Source organism: Pseudomonas weihenstephanensis, assembly GCF_016812185.1.
Lineage (GTDB): Bacteria > Pseudomonadota > Gammaproteobacteria > Pseudomonadales > Pseudomonadaceae > Aquipseudomonas > Aquipseudomonas weihenstephanensis.
Genome location: NZ_JAAEBV010000003.1, coordinates 508,300 through 533,247 on the forward strand (window position 1 = coordinate 508,300; position 24,948 = coordinate 533,247).

Annotated in this window: 4 protein-coding genes; 1 reads left to right on the top strand and 3 read right to left on the bottom strand. The window is 63.1% G+C overall.

Features of this window, described 5'->3' with window-relative positions:
* Positions 1 to 47: 47 nt before the first annotated feature.
* Positions 48 to 11,783 carry a non-ribosomal peptide synthase/polyketide synthase gene (locus GYN01_RS13235; RefSeq protein WP_203307267.1) on the bottom strand — a complete coding sequence of 3,912 codons (11,736 nt, stop codon included), beginning with the start codon at positions 11,781 to 11,783 and terminating at the stop codon, positions 48 to 50.
* On the bottom strand, positions 11,783 to 22,840 hold the full coding sequence (locus GYN01_RS13240) for a non-ribosomal peptide synthase/polyketide synthase (protein WP_203307268.1): 11,058 nt from the start codon (positions 22,838 to 22,840) through the stop codon (positions 11,783 to 11,785). The genes GYN01_RS13235 and GYN01_RS13240 overlap by 1 nt, the downstream gene beginning before the upstream one ends.
* Before the next feature lie 167 nt (positions 22,841 to 23,007).
* On the opposite strand from GYN01_RS13240, the gene GYN01_RS13245 reads away from it, so the two are divergent.
* Complete coding sequence (locus GYN01_RS13245; protein WP_082152938.1) at positions 23,008 to 23,958, top strand: siderophore-interacting protein; 951 nt, start codon at positions 23,008 to 23,010, stop codon at positions 23,956 to 23,958.
* A gap of 27 nt (positions 23,959 to 23,985) precedes the next feature.
* Here the strand turns inward: GYN01_RS13245 and GYN01_RS13250 are convergent, their stop codons facing one another.
* Positions 23,986 to 24,834 carry a YceK/YidQ family lipoprotein gene (locus GYN01_RS13250; protein ID WP_082149388.1) on the bottom strand — a complete coding sequence of 283 codons (849 nt, stop codon included), beginning with the start codon at positions 24,832 to 24,834 and terminating at the stop codon, positions 23,986 to 23,988.
* Positions 24,835 to 24,948 lie beyond the last annotated feature (114 nt).

Sequence of the window (24,948 nt, forward strand, 5' to 3'; positions counted from 1 at the left end):
AGATTTAAAGATCGCCGCCTGCGACAGCTTCTACGCAATAAAAGTGCTCACGCCCGCTCAGGCTGCCCCGCCAGCAAGTGCTCCAGTCGGGTCAGTAACGCGGCCTGGCGCAGCAGTTCGTAGTGTCCACCCGCCAAAACTGCATGACTGGCACCCGCACCGATTTGTGTCGCATGCTCGCGGCGCTCCTCGTCACGTCCCGTCACCCACCAGTGGTGCGCCTGAACCCGGGTTGCAGGCAACGCAGCCTGCGCCAGCGCCAATTGCTTGAGGCGCGCACCCACTGCAAAGATGTGGCTCAGCTCCGCCGCCCCGAGCAGCCCATGCTCACCCAGCCCGCTGCGCGGTTCGGCCATCGCGGCACCAATCACCTGCTCGGCACTTGGCCCTTGCTCATCCAGCAACACGTTCGCCTCGGCCTCGGACACACCCAGCACAAAGCGCAAAAAGTCCTGCAAGTCTTCGCGCCCGTCACTGGCCTCAGCCGTTCCCGCCACGTAGGTATCGACCAAACCGGCAAATGCCACCTGCTGACCTTGCGCCTCAAGCGCTTGCGCCACCAGCAAGGCCAATGCCCCGCCCAACGACCAGCCAAGCAGGTGATACGGACCATTGGCCTGCTGCTGACGAATACGTTCGGCATAAGCGAGTGCCATGCTGTGTAACGACGCGTCCTGCCACTGGGGGTCGAGCAACATGCGGCACTGCACTCCATAGACGCTGCGGCGCCCGTCCAATTTACGGGCCAATGGCTCGTAGTCGAACACGGTGCCGAAACCTGCGTGCAAGCAGAACAGCGGCGGTACGTCCTTGACCCGGCTGTTGAGCGCCAGCAACGGGTCCGGCGCCTGATCCGCAACCACGGGTTCAAACCCGCTGAGTTCGGCAATACACGGTTTTTGCATCAAGTCGCGCAGTTTCAAACTCAAACCCAGCTCAGGCTGATTGCGCACCCGCGAAATCACTTTGAGCACTTGCAGCGAATCGCCACCCAGCTCGAAGAAGTTGTCGTCGATGCCTACTGACGCCAGCCCCAGGACCTCTTGCCAGATCAACGCCAGCGCCTGTTCCAGCGCATTACGCGGCGCGCGGTACGTGCCCTGGGTCAGTTGCGGTTCGGGTAATGCGCGCCGGTCCAGTTTGCCGTTGGCCGACAGCGGGAAGCACGCCAACGGCACAATGTACGTCGGCACCATGTAATCCGGCAGTTGCGCTTGCAGTTGCTCCTTGATTTCACGCTCCAGTGTGGCGCGGGCGGCAGCCACCACGTAGCCCACCAATTGTTTGCCACTCGTGCCTTCGATCACCTTGACGGCCGCGTCTTGCACACCGTCGCACTGACGCAGGCGCGCTTCGATTTCACCCAGTTCAATACGGAACCCGCGAATTTTTACCTGCTGGTCCAGTCGCCCCAGATAGTCGATCAAGCCGCACTCGCGCTGGCGTACCAAGTCGCCAGTGCGGTACATGCGCCCGCCCTTGGCCTCGAACGGGTCCGGCACAAAGCGTTCGGCGCTCAACCCCGGCTGACGGTGATAACCCCGCGCCAGACATTCGCCACCCAAGTACAGTTCACCGCTGACACCCACCGGCAACGGGTTCATGTCTGCGTCCAGCACATACACCCCGCGGCCGGCCACGCTGCGGCCAATCGGCGCGTACGCCGCCTCACAGCGCTCGCTCACCTCGGCCCGCCACAGCAGCGGCGTGACCACGGTTTCGGTCGGGCCATAGCCGTTGACCAGTCGTTGCGGGCGCAGCGCCTGTTTGACCCGTTCAAAACTGGCATGCGGCACCGCATCACCGCCAAAGCAGTAGGTGTGAACGGGCGGTGGATTGCCCTGCGTCAGCGCCACATCGGCCAGTTGTTGCAGGTACGCCGGCGGGAAGCACGCCACGCTCACGTTGTAGGCATGCAGCACCGCTAAGGTCTGCTCCGCCGTCCACAGCTGATCGTCGCGAATCACCAGGCTGCCACCGGCCAGCAACACACTGAGCCAACGCTCTTGCGCGCCGTCAAAGGAGAAGGACATAAAGTGCAATTCGCGGCTGCGGGGGGTCAGTTCATACCGCTCGATGATGCCCTGACAGTGCCGCGCGATCGGTTGCCGCGCCACGGCCACGCCCTTGGGCTGGCCAGTGGAGCCGGAGGTGTAAATCAGGTACGCCAGGTGCCCGCCCAACGATTCAACCGCGCGCGGCAACAGCGGCTGATCACTCAGTTGATCAAGCAGCAACCGCGGGGTGGCAGCCGTGAAGGCCACGCGTTCGTCCACATCGCTGTGGCACAGCAACAGGCTGGCCGCAGAGTCGGCCAGCATGAACGCCAGCCGCTCGGCCGGGTAGTCGAGGTCCAGCGGCAAATACGCAGCACCGGCCTTGAGCACCGCCACAAACGCCACAATCGTCTCTTCTGAACGCGGCAACGCCACGGCCACCAACGATTCCGGACCAATGCCCCGCGCTTGCAGCTGCGCGGCCAAGGCGTCGGCCTGACGATCCAGTGCGGCATAGGTCAACTCACGACCGTCGCAGATCAAGGCCACCGCCTGAGGCTGACGCAGCACCTGAGCCATAAAGCCCTGCACCACGTCTTGCGTCGGCATAGGCGGCTGTGGCATTTCAATCTGCGCCTGTGGCAGCCCAATGTTGCCGATCAGGCACTGCGCATCCAGCGGCAATTGCGCCAGCAAACCTTCGAACTGCGCGCGAATGTGTTCCACCTCAGGCGCGCTGAAGCGTTCGCGCAAGTACAGGTATTCCACCTCCAGGCCCTGATCGGTGGCGCTGACCATCAAGTCCATCGGGAAGTTGGTCACCCCGCCGCTGCCGACTTCGGCAAATTTCAGCTCGCCGTCTTGCTCACCGCGCAGGGCACGGTCCACCGGGTGGTTTTCAAACACGATAATGCTGTCGAACAGCCCTTGCCCGCCCTGTCCGGCCCAACGCTGAATATCCGCCAGAGGGGTGTGCTCAAAGTCACGGATCGAAAGGTTGTAAGCCTGTAATTGACGCAACCAGTCACCCAGCGCTTGCTGCGGGTCAAGGGTCTGGATCACCGGCAAAGTGTTGATGAACAGGCCCAGCATGTCTTGCGCACCCGCCAACCCGGTCGGGCGCCCCGCCACCGTGGCACCAAACGCCACGCTGCGTTGCCCGGTATGGCGTTGCAACAACAGTAACCAGGCGGCTTGCACCACGGTGTTGAGCGTCACCCGCTGACGATTGGCAAAGGCATGCAAGCGGCGTGTCGCGTCGCTGTCCAGATAGGTGTAGAGCACGCCATGCCCGCGACCGTCGGTGTTGGCCGCATTCGCCAGAATGGTCGGCGCTTGCACTGCAGCAAGCTGCTCGCGCCAGAAGCCTTCGGCCACACTGACGTCCTGCTGCGCCAGCCACTGGATGTAATCGGCATAACGCCCACTCAGTTGCGGCAGGCTCTGATGAGCGTACAAACGCAGCATTTCGCCGAGCAAACGTGACGCGCTCCAGCCATCGAGCAGCAAGTGATGGTAAGTCCAGATCATCTGGTACCGGTGCTCCTCCAGGCGCACCAGCGTAAAGCGCATCAACGGTGGGCAGCTCAGATCAAACCCGCGCGCCTGGTCCTGCGCCGCCAAGGCCTGCAAAGCCGCGTCTGGCTCGGCATGTTCACGCCAGTCCAGTTCGACAATGGGCACGCGCGCCTGCTGATACACCGCTTGCAGCGGGTCAGCCAGACCGTCGCGCCAAAGGAAAGCGGCGCGCAGCACCTCGTGACGCTCAAGCAGGGCCTCCCACGCCGCGCAAAAGCGTTCGACCTGCAACCCTTCGACCGCCACGCTGAGCTGGTTGACGTACAGGTTCAGCTCCGGCGATTCGATGCAGTGGAACAACATGCCCTGCTGCATCGGCGACAGCGGGTAAAGGTCGTCCAGTGAGCTGCGATCAACCTGCACGGCTGCGCTCACTTGAGCAAAGGGCACGCTGTGGAGTACCTGCGCGGACTGCGGTGCGGCATCCACCGCCAGCTGCGCCAACGCACGAATGGTTTGGGCCTCGAACAGTTGTTTGGGAGTGAACGCCAGACCTTGCGCGCCCGCCCGGCTCACGGCCTGCAAAGAGATGATCGAATCGCCGCCCAACTCGAAGAAGTTTTCGGTGACGCCAATCGCCTCCAACCCCAGCAATTCTTGCCAGATGTCGGCCAGCAGTGACTCTGCCGGTGTGCCCGGCAGCACCCGGTCCAGCACCTCACGGCTGGCGTGGGGCGCAGGCAGTGCCTGACGGTCAAGTTTGCCGTTGGGGGTCAATGGCAGCGCCGCCAGGCACATCATGTGCGCGGGCATCATGTGCGCCGGCAAACGGCTGCGCAGGTGTGCATTCAGCGCTTCGCGCAACGCGCCCTCATCGGCCAGCGGGTCACGCGCTACCACATAACCGACCAATTGACGGCTGACCGGCCCTTCACGGTCCACCACAAAGGCTTCGCGTACGCCCTCGTGTTCCAGCAGGCAGGCTTCGATTTCCCCCAGTTCAATGCGGAAACCGCGAATCTTCACTTGCTGGTCAATACGCCCCAGGTACTCGACCACGCCATCTTCGCGCAGCCGCGCCAGGTCGCCGCTGCGATACAGGCGTGCACCGGCCACGAACGGGTCCGGTACAAAGCGCTCAGCAGTCAGGTCAGGACGCTGATGATAACCGCGAGCAATGCCCTCGCCGCCCAAGTACAGCTCACCCGCCACGCCCACCGGCAGCGGTTGCAGATGACTGTCGAGCACATACGCACTGCGTTGCCCCACCGGGCGGCCGATCGGCAGGAACGCCGAATCAAATTGCGTGCCCGGATACGCGCACCAGATCAGCGGCGTGATGACGGTTTCGGTCGGGCCATAACCGTTGATGATGCGTGGCGGCTGCAACACCCGCTGCACTTCATCGAACGCGTGCTTGGGCATGCCCTCACCGCCCACGGTGTAGGAACGAATCGGCAACTGGCGCCCTGCTTCGCCGATGTAATCGGCCATTTGCAGCAGGTAGCTGGGGGTGAAACAGGCGATGGTTATGCCGTGGCGCTCGATCTCTTCGCAGGTGCGTTGAGCGCTCCAGACTTCATCGTCCCGCGGCATCAGCGCCGAGCCGAACACCAGCGGCGTCAGCCAGCGCTCATGGGCACCGTCAAAACTGATAGAGGCAAATTGCAACTCGCGGTCCTGCGGGGTCATGCCGTACAGCTCGCCAATCGATTGGCAGTGCATGGCCAGCGGGCCGTGGGCCACACTGACGCCTTTGGGGCGACCGGTCGAACCCGAGGTGTAAATCAGGTAAGCGAGGTTGTGCGCGCAGGTCAGGTTAGGCAGGTTGGTGCCCGGCAAATGCGCGACGGTTTCGCGGTCCAGTTCCAGGACCGGCAGGCCGTCGATCCGGGGCAATTGATTGCCCAGCCACGACTGGCTCAACAACAGGGCAATGCCGCTGTCCTGCATCAAATAACTCAAGCGCTCGGCCGGGTAGGCCGGGTCGAGCGGCACATACGCCCCGCCCGCCTTGAGGATCGCCAGCAAGCCAATGATCATCTGTGGCGAACGCTCCACTGCCAGCCCCACCCGCACTTCAGGGCCAACCCCCAACTCGCGCAAGCGATGGGCCAAGCGGTTGGCGCGCTGATTGAGGTCGGCATAGCTGAAGGTGGTGTCGGCAAAGATCAGCGCGGGCGCCTCGGGACGCATCGCCGCCTGCGTTTCAATCAACTGATGCACGCAGTGCTCGGTCAGCGGCTGCGGCGCCGGGTTCCAGTCATACAGCAGCTGTTGGCGCTCGGCGGCACTCAGTAACGGCAAGTCACCGAGACGGGCTTGCGGCGCCGCGACCATAGCCTCCAGCAGACACGCCAGATGCTGGCTCATGCGCGCCACGGCTGTGGGGCTGAAGTGGCTGAGCAAATAGCTCCAGGTCAGGCTCAATTGCCCTTCGCTGACCGCCGCCAGTGTCAGCGGGTAGTTGGTGCGTTCATGGTTGTCGGGCAACGAGAAGCTCAGGCCATCCGGCGCGCCCTGTTGCAGGGCCTGGGCAATGGGGAAGTTTTCGAACACCAGCAGGCTGTCAAACAACGGTTCGCCTGCGCGACCGGCCCAGCGCTGCACGTCGCTCAACGCGGTGAATTCATGCTCGCGCAGCTCAAGGTTGTGCGCCTGCAAACGCCCTAACCACTGCGCCACGCTTTCAGCGGCTTGTGGCTGGCTGATCACCGCCAAGGTATTGATAAACAGACCCAACTGCTGCTCGGCACCCGGCAAGTCCACCGGTCGCCCCGCCACCGTGGCGCCAAACGCCACCGTCTGTTGACCGCTGTAGCGCTGCAACAATACCGCCCACGCGCCTTGCACCAAGGTGTTGAGGGTAATGCTGTGCCGACGGGCAAACGCGGCAAAGGCCGCACTGCTCGGCGCGTCGAACACCTGCCGATGGTCGGCGTAGGCATCGGCGGGAGCCGTGGTGGCGTGCGCCACGCTCTGGGCGAGCAGGGTCGGATTTTGCAAAGCGAGCAGTTGCTCGCGCCAAAAGGCTTCGTCCGCCACCGCGTCCTGCCCCTGCAACCAGCCAATGTAATCGGCAAAACGGCCTTGATGGTTCGCCACCTCGACCCCGGCATAACGCTGCAACACCTCGCCCAGCAGCAGGGCATTGCTCCAACCATCGAGCAACACGTGGTGATGGGTGTAAATCAGTTGCTGACGCTGCTCGTCGAGGCGCACCAACGCCAGACGCAACAACGGCGGCTGGGCCGGATCGAACGCCAAGCGTTCGCTGCGGGCCAGCAATTGCAGCTCCGCGTCCTGATCGTCACGGCCGCGCCAGTCGAGCACGGTGAGCGGCAGCTCCAGTGTGCGTTGCACCACTTGCACCGGTTCTGTGGCGCCCTGCGGCCAGTGGAACCCGCTGCGCAAAATCGGGTGCGCATCCAGTGTCGCTTGCCACGCCTGGCCCAATCGCGCCGCGTCCAGCCCTTTGGCTTCGACGCTGAGCTGGTTGACGTAAGCCCCGGCCTGCGGTTCGTAGAGGCTGTGAAACAGCAACCCGCTCTGCATTGGCGATAACGGGTACAGGTCTTCGATCTGCCGCGCAGCCACCGGCAGTTCATCCAGTTGGCTTTGGCTCAGTGGCGCCAGCGGGAAGTCTGCCGGGGTCACACCGCCGTGTTGCGGGTTGACGCAGTGCGCCACCAGCGCCCGCAGGTTGGTTTCGATGGCCGCCGCCAATGCTTGAATATCAGCCTTGTCGAAGCACTCCTGACTGAAGCTCAGGTCCAGTTTCAGTTCACCGCCAAACACCTGACCGTCCACTGACAACCAGTTGGCCAGCGGCGAGTCCAGGCTCTGCGCCGCACCGCTGCTGTGGCGGGAGGGCACAAATAACGCATCGTCACTGAAGCTCTGGTCGAACTGGCCCAGATAGTTGAACGTGACCCTGGCGGTCGGCAACGCCGCAAGGCGGGCTTGCACCTCGGTCGGGCCGTGGTAGCGCAACACACCAAAGCCCAGCCCTTTGCCGGGGATGTCACGCAGTTGCTGCTTGATGGCCTTGATCGAGGTCGCCAGATCGGCGGCCGGGGTCAATTTGACCGGGAACAGGCTGGTGAACCAGCCCACCGTGCGGGTCAGGTCAAGCGTGTCGAACAGGTCTTCGCGGCCGTGGCCTTCGAGTTGAATCAACGCTGTCGAATCACCGGTCCAGTCACACAACGCGCGGGCCAATGCGGTCAGCAACAGGTCATTGACCTGAGTGCGATACGCCGCGGGCGCCTGTTGCAACAGTTGACGGGTGTGTTCGCGGTTCAACCCCAGGCTGACCACCTGACGATGACGCAGGGCCTGGCTGCCGCCGGGGCGGGCCTTGGGCAACTGCGCGCTGACACCCTGCAACTGGGCCTGCCACCACGCCGATTCAGCCAGCAGAGCGTCGCTGTTGGCGTAGGCGCTGAGTCGGGTGGCCCAGTCTTGCAGGGCACTGGTTTTTTCCGGCAGCGCCTGCCCGGCGTACGCCGCTTGCAGGTCTTCAAGCAGGACACGCCACGACACGCCATCGACCACCAAGTGATGAATCACCAACAGCAAGCGTTGGCCTGCGTCCTCGTGGTCGATCAACACCGCGCGCAACAGCGGGCCGTCATGCAGCGACAAGCTGCGCTGGGCTTCGTCACACAAGGCTTGCAGTGCCTCATCGCTTTGCACCTGTGCGGTCCACAGCAAATCGGTGGCGGCCGCGCTGTCGAGCGGCACATAACGCGCCGTCCATTGCCCCTCGATTTCACGGAACTGCAAGCGCAGCGCATCGTGTTGGGCCAGCACCTGCTGCACAGCGGTTTGCAGGCGTAACAAGTCCAGCGGTTCGCGCACATCAAGCAACACCGACTGGTTCCAGTGCTGCGGCTGCACCCGCTGGTGTTCAAAGAACCCGTGCTGCACCGGGGTCAGGGGTTGCACGCCGAGCACCGGGCCTTGGGCAATGTGCGGCGCGGCCTGCTGGCTCACCACAGCAGCCAGCGCGTGCAAGGTCGGCTGTTGAAACAGATCCCGTGGTTTCAACCCCAAACCTGCACGGCGGGCGCGGCTGACCACTTGAATCGAGATGATCGAGTCACCGCCCAGCTCAAAGAAATTATCGTGACGCCCGACCTGCTCGACCCCCAGCACTTCTTGCCAGATGGCCGCCAATTGGCGTTCGTGCTCGCTGCGGGGTGCTTCAAACACGCGCTGGCTGACACTGACGTGCGGCGCTGGCAGCAACTTGCGTTCCAGCTTGCCGTTAGGGCTGAGCGGCATGCGCTCGATCAGCATCAGGTGCGTGGGCACCATGTAGTCCGGCAGGCTCTGCAACAGGTGCGCCTTGAGCGCTTCGCGCCACGGCGCTTGCGCCTCTGGGCGGCTGAGCACCGCGGCATCGGCGGGCACCAGATACGCCACCAACTGGTTCTCAAGCGCCAGTACCACGGCGTCCTGCACCTGCGGGTGTTCTTGCAGGCGCGCTTCGATTTCGCCCAGCTCGATGCGCAACCCGCGAATTTTCACCTGATGGTCGATGCGCCCGCAGTATTCAATGGCGCCATCGGCGCGGTAGCGGGCCAGATCACCGGTGCGATAGAGGCGCTCACCGGTGCCAAACGGGTCGACCACAAAGCGCTCGGCGGTCAACCCCGGACGTGCGTGATAACCCCGGGCCAAACCGCTGCCCGCCAGGTACAACTCGCCAATCGCGCCGTTCGGCAACGCCAGCAGTTCAGGGCTGAGGATGTACGTACGCAGGTTGGCAATCGGGCGCCCGATAGGCACGCTGTCGCGGCCCTCTTCGACGCACGTCCAGTGGGTGACGTCGATGGCCGCCTCGGTCGGGCCGTACAGGTTGTATAACGACGCTTGCGGCAGGCTGCGCAACGTCTGGCGCTGCAACTCGACCGCCAGCGCCTCGCCACTGCACACGATGCGTTGTAACGAGGTGCACTGCGCGGCTTCCTCGGCGCCGATAAAGGCCTGAAGCATCGAGGGCACGAAGTGCAGCGTGGTGATCGCCTGTTCGACGATCAACGCCGCCAGCTGTTGCGGGTCGCGGTGCGCGCCCGGTGCCGCCACCACCAGGGTGGCGCCGTGCATCAGCGGCCAAAAAAACTCCCACACCGACACGTCAAAACTGAAAGGGGTTTTTTGCAACACCCGATCGGTCGCGCTCAGTGCATAGGCCTGTTGCATCCACGCCAGACGGTTGTACAACGCCCCATGACTGTTGCCCGCACCTTTAGGGCGGCCCGTGGAACCCGAGGTGTAAATCACGTATGCCAGGTTCTGCGCGCTGGCCAGGTTAGGCACATCCTCGTTGGCGTACTCGGCCAGCCAAGCGGCGCTGGTTTGCAGGCAGAGCACGGGCAAGCCTTCAGGCAACGGCAAGTCAGCCTGCACATGGGCCTGGGTCAGCAACAGGCTGATACCGCTGTCTTCAAACAGGTAGGCCAGACGCTCGGCCGGGTATTCGGGGTCTAACGGCACATAAGCGCCACCGGCCTTGAGAATCGCCAGCAGCCCAATGACCAATTCCAGCGAGCGTTCGCACGCCACGCCCACGCGAACTTCCGGGCCAACACCCTGCTCACGCAAGCAGCGGGCCAGACGGTTGGCCCGCTGGTTCAACTCGGCATAACTCAGGCGTTGGCCGGCAAACACCAGCGCGCAGGCCTGGGGCGTTGCCGCCGCTTGCGCCTCGATGTGCAGGTGCACGCATTCCGGGCCCGGATAGGGATGTGCGGTGGCATTGAGCTGGTAAAGCGTGGCTTGAACCTCGGAGGCCGACAGCATCGGCAATGCGCCAATTGCGCAGTTCGGGTCGGCCACAATGGCCGCCAGCAGGTTGCGCCAATGCGCCGCCATCTGCTCGATACGCGCGGCGTCAAACAGGTCGGTGGCGTAGGTCAGGCTGGCCATCAGGCGCTCGCCTTCCTCATGGGTGTCCAGTTGCAGGTCAAACTGGGTGGTGCGGCTCTGCCACTCCACACTGTCGATCTGCAAACCGGCCAACATTGCACTCAGCGCGCCGGGACGGCTTTGCTGGTGATTGAACATGACCTGGAACAACGGGCTGTGACTCAGGCTGCGCTCGCCTTGCAGCGCCTGCACCAGCCGCTCGAAGGGCAGGTCCTGATAGCCTTGCGCGTCCAGCGAACGGTCACGGGTTTGTTCCAGCAGGCGGGTAAACGGCAGGTGCCCGTCAAGCTCGGCGCGCAGCACTTGCGTGTTCACGAAAAAACCGATCAGGCCACGGCTCTCAGCCCGATTGCGGTTGGCTACAGGGACGCCGATACGCAGATCCTGCTGACCGCTGTAGCGGTGCAACAAGGTCTGAAAACTGGCCAGCAACAGCATGAACGGGGTCACGCCGCGCTGTCGGGCCAGCGCCATCAGGTTTTTGGCCAATACCGGCTCAAGGGTGAAGTCCAGGCGCGCACCCTGCTGCGTGGGTTGCGCAGGGCGCGGGCGATCACCCGGCAGTTCCAGCACCGGCTGCTCGTCACCCAGTTGCCCGCGCCACCAGTCCAGTTGGCGCTCCAGCTCACCGGCCTCCATCCAGCGCCGCTGCCACAGTGCGTAGTCGGCGTATTGAATGGGCAGCTCGGGCAGCGTCAGGGTTTTGCCTTGCACATGGGCCGCATACAGCTGCGAGAATTCGTCAACCAACACCCCCATCGACCAACCATCGGCCACGATGTGGTGCAGGGTCAGCACCAGCACGTAGTCGTCGGTGTCCAGTTGCAGCAGGCTGACCCGCAGCAGCGGGCCGTTTTGCAGGTCGAACGGCTGGGCGATGTCGTGTTCAAGCAAAGCCAATGCACGTGGCATGCGTTCGGCCGTGGCCAGATCACGCAGGTCATGGCGCGTCAACTGCATACCTGTAGGCGCGAGCGGGCTACTGCATTGAACCTGGCCGTCGTGCTCGACAAAAACGCTGCGCAAGCTGTGATGGCGCCTGAGCAACGCGTCGAAGCTGTGTTGCAAGGCGTCGACATTCAACCCGCCCCGCAGGCGCAGGGCCGCCGGGATGTGATACGCGGCGCCCTCAGGGTCTAACTGCCAAAGGAACCATTGGCGTTGCTGTGCATACGACAGTTCGCACAGACCATCGGCAGGGGCCGTGGCCGGGATCGGCAACTGGCCGAAGCTGACGCCCTGCGCCTGCATTTTTTGCAGGAACTCACGGCGCTGTTCAGGCGCCAGGCTGGCAAAACGGTTGGCAATGCGCCACGCGGTCGAGTGTTCCATCAGTTGATCTCCATCTCGTCGAGCAGCGATTCGAGCGCGCTCAGACGACCATCGTTATCCGCAGGCGTTTGTGCCTGTGCCACCGCGGCATAGGCTTGCAGGTCGGCGGCCTCGAACAGCGCGCGCAGCGCCAGCTCGATGCCCAATTCAAGTTCAACCCGGGCGCTGGCCTGGGCCGCGAGCAACGAGTGCCCGCCCAATTCAAAGAAGTTGTCGTGGCGCCCGACGCGCTCCACGTTCAGCACGCTGGCCCAGATTGCCGCGAGCTGTTGCTCCAGCTCGCCGACCGGTGCGCTGTAGGGACGCTGCCAGTCTTCGACGTCGGGCGGTGGCAAGGCCTTGCGATCGAGCTTGCCGTTGCCGGTCAATGGCAGGGCGTCAAGCAGCCGCCAATGGGTCGGCACCATGTAGTCCGGCAAGTCGACCTTAAGCGCCTCACGCAAATGTTCACGCCACGCCAGTGGGTCGGCGGGCGCTTGATCGGCCACCACATAGGCACACAACTGCGGCCCGTGAGTGCCTGGATGCACGCTCAGTACCGCTTGCGCCACGCCAACCTGCTGTTTGAGGCAGGCTTCGATCTCACCCAGCTCGATACGGAAACCACGGATTTTCACCTGCTGGTCGATACGGCCCAGATAGTCGATATTGCCGTCCGCACGCTGGCGTGCCAGGTCGCCGCTGCGATACAGGCGTTCGCCCGGCGCAAACGGGCTGGGTACAAAACGCTCCGCTGTCAGCCCCGTGCGGCCGTGATACCCCCGCGCCAACCCCGCCCCGGCGATATACAGCTCGCCCGCGCAGCCCGCTGCAACCGGCTGCAACTGGCTGTCGAGCAAATACCAGCTCAGGTCGCTGAGCGGGCGGCCAATCGGGCTTTGCACCTTGGCGTCCAGGTCCGCCGGGCTCAGCGCACGGAACGTCACGTGAACCGTGGTTTCGGTGATGCCGTACATGTTCACCAGCGTGGTGCTTTGATCACCGAAGCGCTCGTACCACGGGCGCAGGCTCGACACGTCCAGCGCCTCACCCCCGAAGATCACCCACCGCAGTGCCAGTGGTAGTGTGCTCTGGCAGGCAATGGGCAGTAATTGACGGAACGCCGTCGGCGTCTGGTTGAGCACCGTGACGCCTTCGTCACACAACAATTGATGGAACGCCTGCGGCTCGCGGCTGATGAAATACGGCACGATCACCAGGCGACCGCCGGTGCACAGGGCACCAAACAGTTCCCAGACCGAGAAGTCGAACGCGTAGGAATGGAACAGCGTCCACACGTCCTGCGCGCCGAAGCCAAACGGCTGCTGCGTGGCACTCAGCAAGCGGGTGACGTTGGCATGGCTGAGCAGCGCGCCCTTGGGTCGCCCGGTGGAGCCGGAGGTGTAGATCACGTACGCCAGAGTGTCCGGCAGGGTCTGGTTGGCCAGGTTGTCAGCACTGAACGCGTCCAGCGCCAGATGCTCCAGGCACAGCGTCTGCACCCCAACGCGGGGCGGCAAATGCTCCAGCAGGTGCTCCTGGGTCAGCAGCAAGGCAATGCCGCTGTCTTCGATCATGAAGCTCAAGCGTTCGGCCGGGTATTGCGGGTCCAGCGGCACATAGGCACCCCCGGCCTTGAGAATCGCCAACACGCCGACCACCAGCGGTATCGCCCGCTCGGTGGCAATGCCCACGCGCACTTCCGGGCCAACGCCCAGCTCGCGCAGTTTGCGCGCCAGCCGATTGGACCGGGCGTTAAGGTCGGCATAGCTGAGCCCCTCGTCGCCCCACCGCAGCGCCACGGCGTGCGGCTGCACGGCGGCTTGCGCTTCGAACAGCTGGTGCAAGGCCGCAGCCACCGGCTGGCGCTGAACGTTCGGGTTCCATTGCTCAATCAGCGCTTGCTGCTCGCACGGCTCCAGCAGCTCAAGTGCGGCAATCCGTTGTTGCGGCTCACGCACCACGGCGCGCAGCAGGTTGAGCCAGTGCCCGCCCAGCTGCGTCATGGTGGCGGCGTCATACACGTCGCTGGCGTAGGTCAGGCTGGCGTGTAACTGCTCGCCCTGCTCTTCGGTGTCCAGCGCCAGATCAAACTGGGCCGTGTGTTGCTGCCAGTCCATGCGCTCGACACTCAGCCCCGGCAGGCTGCGCTCGACACTTTCGCCGAGCTGGCGCTGATGGTTGAACAGCACCTGAAACAGCGGGCTGTGGCTCAGGCTGCGTTCCGGTTGCAGCGCTTCGACCAGCTGCTCGAACGGCAGCTCCTGATGCGCTTGTGCCCACAGGGCGGCTTTTTTGACCTGTTGCAGCAGGCTGGCGAAAGTCTGCTGGCCGTCGATCTCGGCGCGCAGCACCTGAGTGTTGATAAAGAAGCCGATCAAGCCTTCGGTTTCGAGACGGCTACGCCCCGCGTTTGGCACCCCGACGTTGATTGTCGATTGGCCGCTGTAGCGATGCAGCACGGTCTGGTAACTGGCCAGCAGCAGCATGAACAGGGTCACGCTCTGTTGCTGGGCCAACTGGCGCAGACCGGCGGCCAATTCGGGTTCAATCAACAGTTCAAGGCGCGCGCCGCGTTCGCTACGAATCGCCGGACGGGTCAATTCGCTAGGCAGCTCAAGCGGCGCAGGGTGCGTGCCCAGGTGGGCTTTCCAGGCGCTCAGTTGGCGCTCGCCCTCACCCGCCTGCAACCAGTCGCGTTGCCAGGCGGCGTAATCGCCATAGTGAATGTTCAACGTTGGCAGCTGCGGGGCTTGCCCCTGAACATGGGCCAGGTACAAGGCGCAGAACTCATCCACCATGACCTGCATCGACCAGCCATCGGCAGCAATGTGGTGCACGGTCAGCACCAGCACATGCTCCTCGGCTGCGACGTTGAGCAATAGCACCCGCAACAACGGACCATTGCGCAGGTCGAACGGTTGACGCATTTCCTGGGCCACCAGCGCTTCAATTTCAGCGGCGCCAGGCGCTGACACTGCCAGTTCGCGCACTGCCAGTGGCAGGCTGGCGTGCAGCACGCCGCGCGCCTGTTCACCGTCCTGGGTGAACGTGGTGCGCAAGGTGGCGTGACGCGTTTGCAGGTCGCTGAAGCTGCGCAGCAGGGCTTCGCGGTTCAACACACCCTTGAGGCGCAAGGCTGCCGGGAGGTTGTAGGCGGCGCTGTCAGGGTCCAGTTGCCAGAGAATCCACTGCCGTTGCTGGGCAAACGACAGCACGCCCGCTTGCCCTGCTGGCAGTGCACGCAGCAGCGGTTGGCTGACGCTTTGTGGTTGCGCCGCGCAGCGGGCAGAGAAGTCACTGAGCACGCTGTATTCAAACAGGCTGCTGAGGGGCAGTTCGATGCTCAATTGCTGACGCACGCGCGACACCACCTGCGCCACCAGCAGCGAATGCCCGCCCAGTTCAAAGAAGTTATCGTCCCGGCCCACGGCGTCCAGTTTGAGCACGTCTTGCCAGATCGAGGCCATGAGCGTCTCAATCCCGGCCCGGGGTTGCACCACTTCACGCTGCCAGTCGGCGGCTTGCGCCTGCGGCAGCGCCTTGCGGTCCACCTTGCCATTGGCATTGAGCGGCAACTGATCGAGGTGCAGCCACTGCAACGGCACCATGTAGTCCGGCAGTTGCGCCTTGAGTCCGGCTTTGAGGTGTTCACGCAGGGTGTTCCAGTGCGGCGCGTCATCGTCGGCCACGACAAAGGCCACCAATGCCTTGCCGATCGGGCCTTCCTGCACCACCACGGCGGCTTCGCGCACGCCCTCGAGGTCACGCAGGCGCGATTCGATTTCACCCAGTTCAATGCGAAAACCGCGCACTTTGACTTGCTGGTCGATGCGGCCCACGTACTCTAACTGGCCATCCGCACGGCGCCGCGCCAAGTCACCGGTGCGGTACAGACGCTCACCCGGCTGCTGCGCGTAAGGGTTGGGCAAAAACACACTGGCGCTGCGCAACGGGTCGCCAAAATAGCCGCGCCCCACGCCCGTGCCCGCGACGTACAACTCACCCACCACCCCGGTCGGCACCGGTTGCAAACCGCCGTCGAGCACGTACAAACGGTTGTTGTCAGTGGCCAGGCCAATCGGCAGGTAGGCACCCTCGGCTGACGCTGCGTCCACCCGGAACAGCGCCACGTCATCGGAGCATTCAGCCGGGCCGTAGGCGTTGACCAGCCCGATGCGCGGGTAACGCTGCAACCAGCGGCGTGCCAGTTCAGGCGGCATGGCTTCGCCGGTCGGCAGCATCCAGCGCAACGGCGCCAGGCTGCCTTGTGGTTCGTCGAGCAGGCTGTGGATCAGCGACGGTACGCTTTCCAGCACGCTGATACCTCGCGCCGCCACGTGCGCCAGCAGCGCGGCCGGGTCGTGGGCGATGGCGTTGGGCACGATGTCGACCTGCGCGCCAAACAACGGCGCGGCGAGAAATTGCCAAACTGAAATATCGAAACTCTGGGACGCGGTCTGTGCAATCACGTCGGCACTGCCCAGATCCAGATACGGTTTTTTGCTCAGCTGGTTATTCAGCATGCCCGCCTGCTCCACCATCACCCCTTTGGGCGTGCCGGTGGAACCCGAGGTGAAGATCACGTAAGCAAGGTTGTTGGGCGCGGTGTAGATGCCCGGCTGTGCGCTGGAGAAACGCGCGCCTTGCACCTCCTCCCAGACCCGTAATTGCGGGCGTTGCGCCGGGGCTAACTGCGCCAGTATCTGATGCGCCTGTTCGCGGCAGGCGGCACTGGCCACCAGCAGCGGTACTTGCCCCAAGTGCAGCAAGTCGAGCAAGCGCCGCGCGGGCAGTTGCGGGTCGAGCGGCAAGTAAGCGGCGCCTGCCTTGAAGCTGCCAAGCATCATGCCCAGCAGCTCAAGGCTGCGCTCTGCCAGCAGCGCCACCGGCTGATCAACACGCACACCGGCCTCAATCAGGGCATGGCCGAGGCGGTTGGCGCGGGTGTCCAGATCGCGATAGGTCCAGCGCTGATCCAGGCAGGTCGCAACCACCTGTTGCGGGTGCGCCGCACATTGCGCTTCAAACAGGCGTACATAGCCGTGCGCCAACGGGTAATCGCGCGCGGTTTGATTGCCGGCCTGCAACACGTGCTCGCGTTCGCCGGCGTCCACCACCGGCAAGTCGGCAAACAGCCCATCGGCATGTTCGCCGATGGCCAGCAGCAACCGCTTGAAGTCAGCCAGCAAGCGCTCGACGGTGGCGTCGTCGAAGAAGCGCTTGTCGTATGACAGGTGCAGGCCCAGCGCATCGCCGGGGTACACCACCACGGTCATCGGGTAGTTGGTGTGGGTACGGGCGCTGTCGGACTTGGCGCTGATTTGCTCCGCGCCGCTGACCACGGCACTCTCGACCGGTGCATTTTCATAGACAAACAGGCTGTCGAAAATCGATTGGCCTTTGTCCAGCGCGCTGCACGCCTGAATCTGCAACAACGGCAAATGTTCATGCTCACGCAACGCCAGGTTGTGCTCGAACAAGCCTTGCAGCCACTCACGCACGCTGACCTGCTGGCCCGCACGCGGCAGACGCATGCGCAGCGGGATGCTGTTGATGAACAGGCCCACGGTGTCCTGCATTTCGGGGCGGTTGATCGGTCGCCCCGCCACGGTCACGCCGAACAGCACTTCATCCAGCCCGCTGTAGCGCTGCAACACCAGTGCCCAGGCAGCTTGGGTCAAGGTGTTGACGGTCAATTGATAACGTTGCGCCAGCTCACGCAAGGCACGCCCTTGACAGACCGTGAGGTCGGCATACACGTCGCCGATCTGCGAGAAACCACCCTGACGGCGCAAAGCCCGATCGAACGGCAGCGGTGTGGGTTGCTCGAACCCCGCCAATTCCTGCGTCCATGCTTGAAGGGCTTCGCGCTCGCCCTGCTCTTGCAGCCATTGAATAAAATCGCGGTATCGCGCCGCAGGCGGCAGGCTGCGCTGGCCGCTGTAGAGCGCGAAGAAATCTTGCAGCAGCAGCGAACGGCACCAGGCGTCAATCAGGATGTGGTGGTTGCTGAGGATGAACCAGTAATGACCGGCGCTGCGGCGAATCAGACGCAGGTTGAAGGGCGGCGTGTTGAGCAGGTCGAATCCTTCGGCGCGGTCCTGGGCCAACAGCGCTTGCAGCGCGGTTTCGTGCTCGGCTTCGGGGCGCCCGGTCCAGTCGTGGACTTGAACCTTGGGCGCGGCATCGCGGTGAATGATTTGCAGCATCTGCCCGTCATCGTCCAGGCTGAAGGACGCGCGCAAGGCATCGTGACGCTGGGCCACGGCGTGCCAGGCCGCCGTGAAGCGCGGCAGGTCGATGTCACTGTCAATGATGTAGCGGTCTTGCATGAAGTAGATGCCCGAACCCGGCTCAAGCAAGGTGTGCACCAGCAAACCCTGTTGCATCGGCGACAACGGGTAGATGTCTTCAATGGCGCTGGCAGGCACTTTGAGGCTGTCCAGCTGCTGCTGGGTGAGACGCGCCAGCGGGAAGTCGGAGGGGGTCATGCCGCCCGTTTCATGGGTCACGCAATGCTCGATCAGCGCACACAGCTCCTGCTGGTAGTCCTCAACCAGCGCTTCAAGGGTGTGCGCGTCGAACATCTCGCGGCTGTAGGTCCATTGCAGGTTCAACTCGCCGCCGTACACCTGGCCCTCGATGCTCAGCCAGTTGGCCAACGGTGCGTCTTGGTCTTGAGCCTGGCCCGCGCTTTCGGCAGCCGGGACAAACAGGGCCTGTTCATCAAACTGGCGGTCGAACTGCCCCAAGTAGTTGAACGTGATGCGCGGGGTAGGCAGCGCCGCCAGTTGCGCCCCCGCCGCCTCGCCTGCCAGATAACGCAACAGGCCGTAACCGACGCCTTTGTCCGGCACGCTGCGCAGTTGCTCCTTGATGGCTTTGATCGACTCGCCCAGCCCGGCCGCGGGGGTGAGTTGCACCGGGAACAGGCTGGTGAACCAGCCCACCGTGCGCGACAGGTCCACGTCAGCAAACAGCTCTTCGCGGCCATGACCTTCGAGCTGAATCAGGCTGCTGGCGTGACCGCTCCAGCGGCAGATCACCCGTGCCAATGCCGTCAGTAACAGGTCGTTGACCTGAGTGCGGTACGTGGCCGGGGCCACTTGCAGCAACTGACGGGTGCGTTCAGCGTCCAGGGTCAGCTCGACCTTTTGTGCGTGTCGCGTGCGCAGCCCCGCCTCGAGGTGATCGCGGGGCAGTTCGTGGGGCGCAGCCGCCAACTGGGCTTGCCACAGCGCCAGCTCCGGTAGTCGTGCATGCGCCTCCTCGGCAAGCCGCGCGGTCCAGGCCTGATAGGCGCTGGTCTTGGGCTGAGGCGCGTGGGACGGCTGGGCATAAAACTGCTGCAAGTCTTCAAGCAATACCCGCCATGAAACACCGTCTACCGCCAAGTGGTGGATCACCAGCAGCAGGCGTTGCGTGTGGTCGGGCATGTCAACCAGCAGCGCACGCAACAATGGCCCCTGTTGCAGATCGAGGCTGCGCTGGGCGTGCTCGCACAAGGCGTTGAGTTCATCGGTGCCAGCCGCCGCTTTGTGCCACAGCAGGCTGTCGGCTGACAGGTCGGCATAGGCTTGCTGCCAACGGCCATCGTGCTGCTCGAAACGCAGGCGCAGAGCATCGTGATGGCGCAACAGTTGGCGCAACGCCTGTTCCAGCGGCGCCGCCTCTAGCGGTTGGCGCGGCTGCAACAGCAACGCCTGGTTCCAGTGATGAGGGGCGGGCATCGCCTGCTCGAAAAACCATTGCTGCACCGGGGCCAACGCCACGGCACCGTGGGCGATGCCTTGGTCAATGGCGGTGTGCGTGCTCAGTTCGGCGACCCGCGCCAGGCTGCGAATGGTCTGGTGCTGGAACAGGTCACGCGGACTGAAGGCGATACCGGCCTGACGCGCGCGGCTGACCACTTGAATCGAGATGATCGAATCGCCGCCAAGTGCGAAAAAGTTGTCGTCAACGCCAAGGGGCGAGACACCCAGCACCGTCTGCCAAATGTCGGCCAGTCGTTGCTCCAGTTCAGTGGCGGGCGCGGTGTAATCCTGCTGCGCAGACGACAGGTCGGGGCGCGGCAGAGCGCGGCGCTCCAGTTTGCCATTGGGCGAGAGTGGCAGTTGCTCCAGGCTGATCCAGTGGCCGGGCACCATGTATTCTGGCAACCCGCGCAGCAGATGCGCCGCCAGCGCGGCCTGCCAGTCCCCTGCCGTGGCCGGGTCTTGGAGCACCACGTAAGCCACCAGTTGCTTGCCATCGAGCACCAGCGCCACGGCTTCGCGCACCGCCGCGTGCTCAGCCAGACGCGCTTCGATTTCGCCCATTTCGATCCGCAGGCCGCGCAGCTTGACCTGATGGTCGAGGCGGCCCAGGTACTCAATCACCCCGTCCACCCGCTGGCGCACAAGGTCGCCGGTGCGGTACAGGCGTTCGCCCTGATTGAACGGGCATGGCACAAAACGCTCGGCGGTCAGGCCCGGGCGGCGATGATAATTGCGTGCCAGACCGGCACCGCCCAGGTACAGCTCGCCCGCCACCCCCAGTGCCACGGGGGACAGGTCGGCATCCAGCACCAGCGTGCGCAGGTTGGCGATGGGCAGGCCAATCGGCACACTGGCGGCGCCTTCATCGACACAGGTCCAGTGGGTCACGTCGATGGCGGCTTCGGTCGGGCCGTACAGGTTGTACAGCTCGGTGCCCGGCAGTTTGGCGAACACCTGTTGTTGCGCGTCGACCGCCAGCGCCTCACCGCTGCACACGATGCGGCGCAGGCTGGTGCACTGCTCAACCCCTGTCTCGTGGATAAAGGCTTGCAGCATCGACGGCACGAAATGCACGGTGCTGACCTGATGCTGGCGCAGGGTCTCAATCAGGCGCAGCGGCTCGCGATGCTCGCCCGGTTGCGCCACTACCAGCCGCGCGCCGGTGAGCAGCGGCCAAAAGAATTCCCACACGGACACGTCAAAACTGAACGGGGTTTTTTGCAGCACCGTGTCGTGCTCGTTCAAACCGTAGGCTTGCTGCATCCAGCATAGGCGGTTAACCAGTGCGGCATGGGTGTTGCCCGCGCCCTTGGGGCGACCGGTAGAACCTGAGGTGTAAATCACGTAGGCCAGGTGCCGGGCATCCTGCGCCAGGTTCAGGTTGCTGTCGTCATCGTCTTGCAGCGTCTCGACAGCCTGATCGAGAGCGATGACCTGAATACCCGCCACCGGCAAGTGGGTCAGCAGCGCTTGCTGCGTCAGCAACAACCCGATGCCGCTGTCCTCAATCATGTAAGTCAGGCGTTCCTGCGGGTACTCCGGGTCCAACGGCACATACGCACCGCCGGCCTTGAGGATGGCCAGCAGGCCGACCACCATCTCGACCGAACGCTCAAGTGCAATGCCAACCAGCACATCCGGCCCCACCCCCTGTTCGCGCAAGCGGCGCGCCAACTGGTTGGCCCGCGCATTGAGTTGCGCATAGGTGAGGGACTGATTGCCAAACACCAGGGCGGTGGCCTGCGGTGTGCGCAGCACTTGCGCTTCAATCAACGGGTGCAGGCACACATGGACGGGGTACACGGCGCCCGTGTTGTTCCAGTCGCGTACCTGGGTGTGCAGCTCGCTGGCATCCAGCATCGCCAGCTCGCCAATCCGGCAGTCGGCGTTGTCGACCAGGGCCCGCAGCAGATTGCCCCAGTGCCGCGCCATACGGGTGACAGTCGAGGCGTCGAACAGATCGTTGGCATAGGTCAGCGCAGCATTGAGGCGCCCGCCTTTTTCCCAGGTATCGAGGCTCAGGTCGAACTGCGTGGTGCGCCCTTCCCACTCGATCACGCCCAGCGCCAACCCCGAGGCGGTGCTGACTGTTTCTATGTCGGCCACCTGCGGCTGGTGGTTGTACATCACTTGAAACAGCGGGTTATGGCTCAGGTTGCGCTCCAGCTTGAAGGCTTCAACCAACTGCTCGAACGGCAACTCCTGGTGCGCCTGTGCGCCGAGCGCGGTTTCCTTCACGGCGGCCAGCAAATCCGTCACACGGGTTTGCGCATTCAGCTCGCTGCGCAGCACCTGCGTGTTCACAAAAAAGCCGATCAGCCCTTCGACTTCTCGGCGGTTGCGGTTGGCAATGGGCACGCCAACCCGCACGTCGGTCTGGCCGCTGTAGCGATGCAGCAAGATGTTGAACGCCGCCAGCAGCAACATGAACAACGTGACATTGTGCCGTTGTGCCAGCGCGCGCAGTTGCTCGACCAGCGCCGGATCGACCGCAAACTCATGACGCGTGCCGCGGTAGCTGGGCATGGCCGGGCGCGGGTAATCGGTGGGCAATGCAATGACCGGGTGCTCGTCCCCGAGCTTGGCCTGCCAGTATTCGAGCTGGCGCGCCTGCTCCCCGGCTTCCAGCCAGCGGCGCTGCCACAATGCATAGTCACTGTATTGAATGGGCAGGTCGGGGAGCTGAGGCTGCTGGCCGCGCTCAAAGGCGTCGTAACCCTGAATGAACTCGTCAATCAGCACGTTCATGGACCAGCCATCAGACACGATGTGATGCAGGGTCAGCAGCAGGACGTGCTCGTCATCGCCCAGCTTGATCAGCTTGATGCGCAACAGCGGGCCACTGGCCAGATCGAAGGGCAATAGTGATTGGCGCTGTGCCTCGCGAGCGATCGCCTGCTCACGCTCAAGGGCGGGCAACAGGGTGAAATCCATGTGTTCAACCACCAGCGGCTGACTCAGGGCCGCCTGCTCAAGGCTGTCATCTGCCTGTTGGTGAAACACCGTGCGCAGGGTCTCGTGACGCTGCACCACATGGGCGAAGGCCTGCTCCAGGGCCGCGATATTCAGGGCTCCGGTGAGGCGCACAGCACCCGGCAGGTTATAGGCACCGCTGTGCGGATCAAGCTGCCACAAAAACCACATGCGCCGCTGCGCATAAGACAGTGCATGGCGGTCGTCCTGCGCCACGTCTGCCGGAATCGGGAACTGCGAAAAGTCGATCCCTTCTGCGCGCAAGCCGTCGAGAAATAACCGGCGCTTTTCCAGCGGTAACTCGATGAACCGGCGGGCAAGTTTGAGGGACTTCTCAGCATTCATCTGGCTTCTTCCGTACGTATTGGCTATCGAGCGTTGGCTCGGCTATCACTACGGAACGGATGAACAGCGCGAAAAATTAACGCGCTGAGCCCATTCACCAGCGGTCTTAAATTGAAGCGCCCCGGCAACGTTATAGAGAACGACTCCTGTTTAACATGGTGCTGTTTATGTCTGTCGCCGCCACGCTGGTGCAAACCCTGCGCAAACGCCTGAGCAAACCCAGCGGTTATGAACTGTTCGATATCCAGCTCAAGCAACGCGTTGCCTTGAGCCCCTCACTGCTGCGCTGTGTATTCAGCGGCAAAGACGTGGCCCTGATGCGCACGCTCGCGCCAGACCAGCGGGTCAAACTGTTCTTTCCGGCTGCCGATGGCAGCGCCCCCGATCTGCCAAAAACCGGCGACTGGCAGGCTGCGCGCCGCGCCATGAGCGCCAACCAAACACCGCCCATGCGCACTTACACCCTGCGCAACCTGCGCCCCGAAGCAAACGAGCTGGACATCGACTTTGTGCTGCACGGCGAAACAGGGCCTGCCTCGCGTTGGGCCGCACGCAGTGTGCCGGGCGACGGGCTACAAATCGTCGCGCCCAATGCCACGTACCGCAGCGACCCCGGCGGCTACGAATGGCAACCGCCTGAAGGCGTGCGTCAGGTGCTGCTGATTGGCGACGAAACCGCCTTGCCTGCCATCGCCGGTATTCTCGAACAACTCACCGAGCACCCGGATGCACCGCACGTACAGGCCTTTATTGAAGTGCCTGAAGAGTCAGATTGCCTGGCGCTGCTGTGCGGCTTGAACGCCAAGGTGCACTGGTTGCCCCGTGCCAGCCTGGGCAAGCAACATGGCGAAGGCATGACCCTGGCCGCCCGCGAACTGGCGCGTTTGCCGCCGGTGCGCGGCAATTTGGACAGCACATCGCCCATTGAAGAACTGGACCTGAACACACAACGCCCATGGGAACGGGCCAGTGCCAAACGGGGCGATTTTTATGCGTGGGTCGCGGGGGAATCGGCTGCGGTCATGGCCATTCGCAGGTTCTTGATCAACGAACAAGGCCTGGAGCGCCAGCAACTGACGCTCATGGGTTATTGGAAATTGGGGCGGTCGCTGGAGTAAGGCACACCCGTGCGTGCATGCGATTGTTCAAACCACTTTGCGAGGGTTCAAAACAGCCTTGTTATGCGGCGCAGGCAAAGGGCACTTACCCTGCGCAGCCTGCTGTTTCAACGATTTAAAGACAGCCTGCACCTCAGGTTGATTCAACGCGCCCGGGTCATACACCGCCGTATTTGATCGAACAAAGACCAGTTCATTGCACGGCATGAAGTAAATGATGATCGACTTGTCTGCCACGTTCTCAGCACTGTCCAGAAGGGTTTCTTTTATTTTTATTGTATTTCTATAGTTGACCCCATCACGCGCTTGATACACCGGCCCTACTTTGTGAAAGCTCATGGCTTTGCCCGAACTGCGCGGATCAGCCGCAAACAATTGCGCCGGATTAATCGTCCCCGCGACGGGTTCAACACCGCTCTTGGGGTCGGGTGCTGCTACAGCTTTTGCAATAAGGGCTCTCTCTAATCTGAAGGGCGCGTTTTCAATAAAATCCGTATTGCCGGTCGGCGCCGAATAAGGAGGCCAAGCCATGTAATCGAAGTCGCTGGCACCGGTTAAATTTATGCTGTAAAGCGGTGCTGAATAGCCCACCGGAGGGGGCATGTACACCACCGCCGGCTTACTTTTTTGATAGGCATCGTAAGGGTATAAAACAATATCCACTCCCAGATCCACTGGCATGGAGACTATTGCCATCAGTGGCACTAAACCCAAGCTAACTACCCAAAATAAAGGCTCACTAACTATTTTTATATCTTCGTTAACACCATCAAACGTGCCTGTTCGATGACTTAATATCGTCCCACACCCTGACAGCAGCGTAAGACACACACCCAAGACAACTGCCGGTAATATTTTTGTGCGTGCGGCGTCCATTGCGACCTCTTAGTCCATTTTTTCAGGCGGCACTTGTAACCCATCAAGCGCCATAAAGCTATTAACGTGGCTCACGGCAAGCTTCATCTTAGGTCTTGGAATATGCCCCTGAAT

What these genes read in the sequence shown, in the direction of transcription:
- GYN01_RS13235 (WP_203307267.1), bottom strand. Translation starts at nt 11,783, where the DNA reads ATGGAACACTCGACCGCGTGGCGCATTGCCAACCGTTTTGCCAGCCTG.
- GYN01_RS13240 (WP_203307268.1), bottom strand. Translation starts at nt 22,840, where the DNA reads ATGAATGCTGAGAAGTCCCTCAAACTTGCCCGCCGGTTCATCGAGTTA.
- GYN01_RS13245 (WP_082152938.1), top strand. Translation starts at nt 23,008, where the DNA reads ATGTCTGTCGCCGCCACGCTGGTGCAAACCCTGCGCAAACGCCTGAGC.
- GYN01_RS13250 (WP_082149388.1), bottom strand. Translation starts at nt 24,834, where the DNA reads ATGGACGCCGCACGCACAAAAATATTACCGGCAGTTGTCTTGGGTGTG.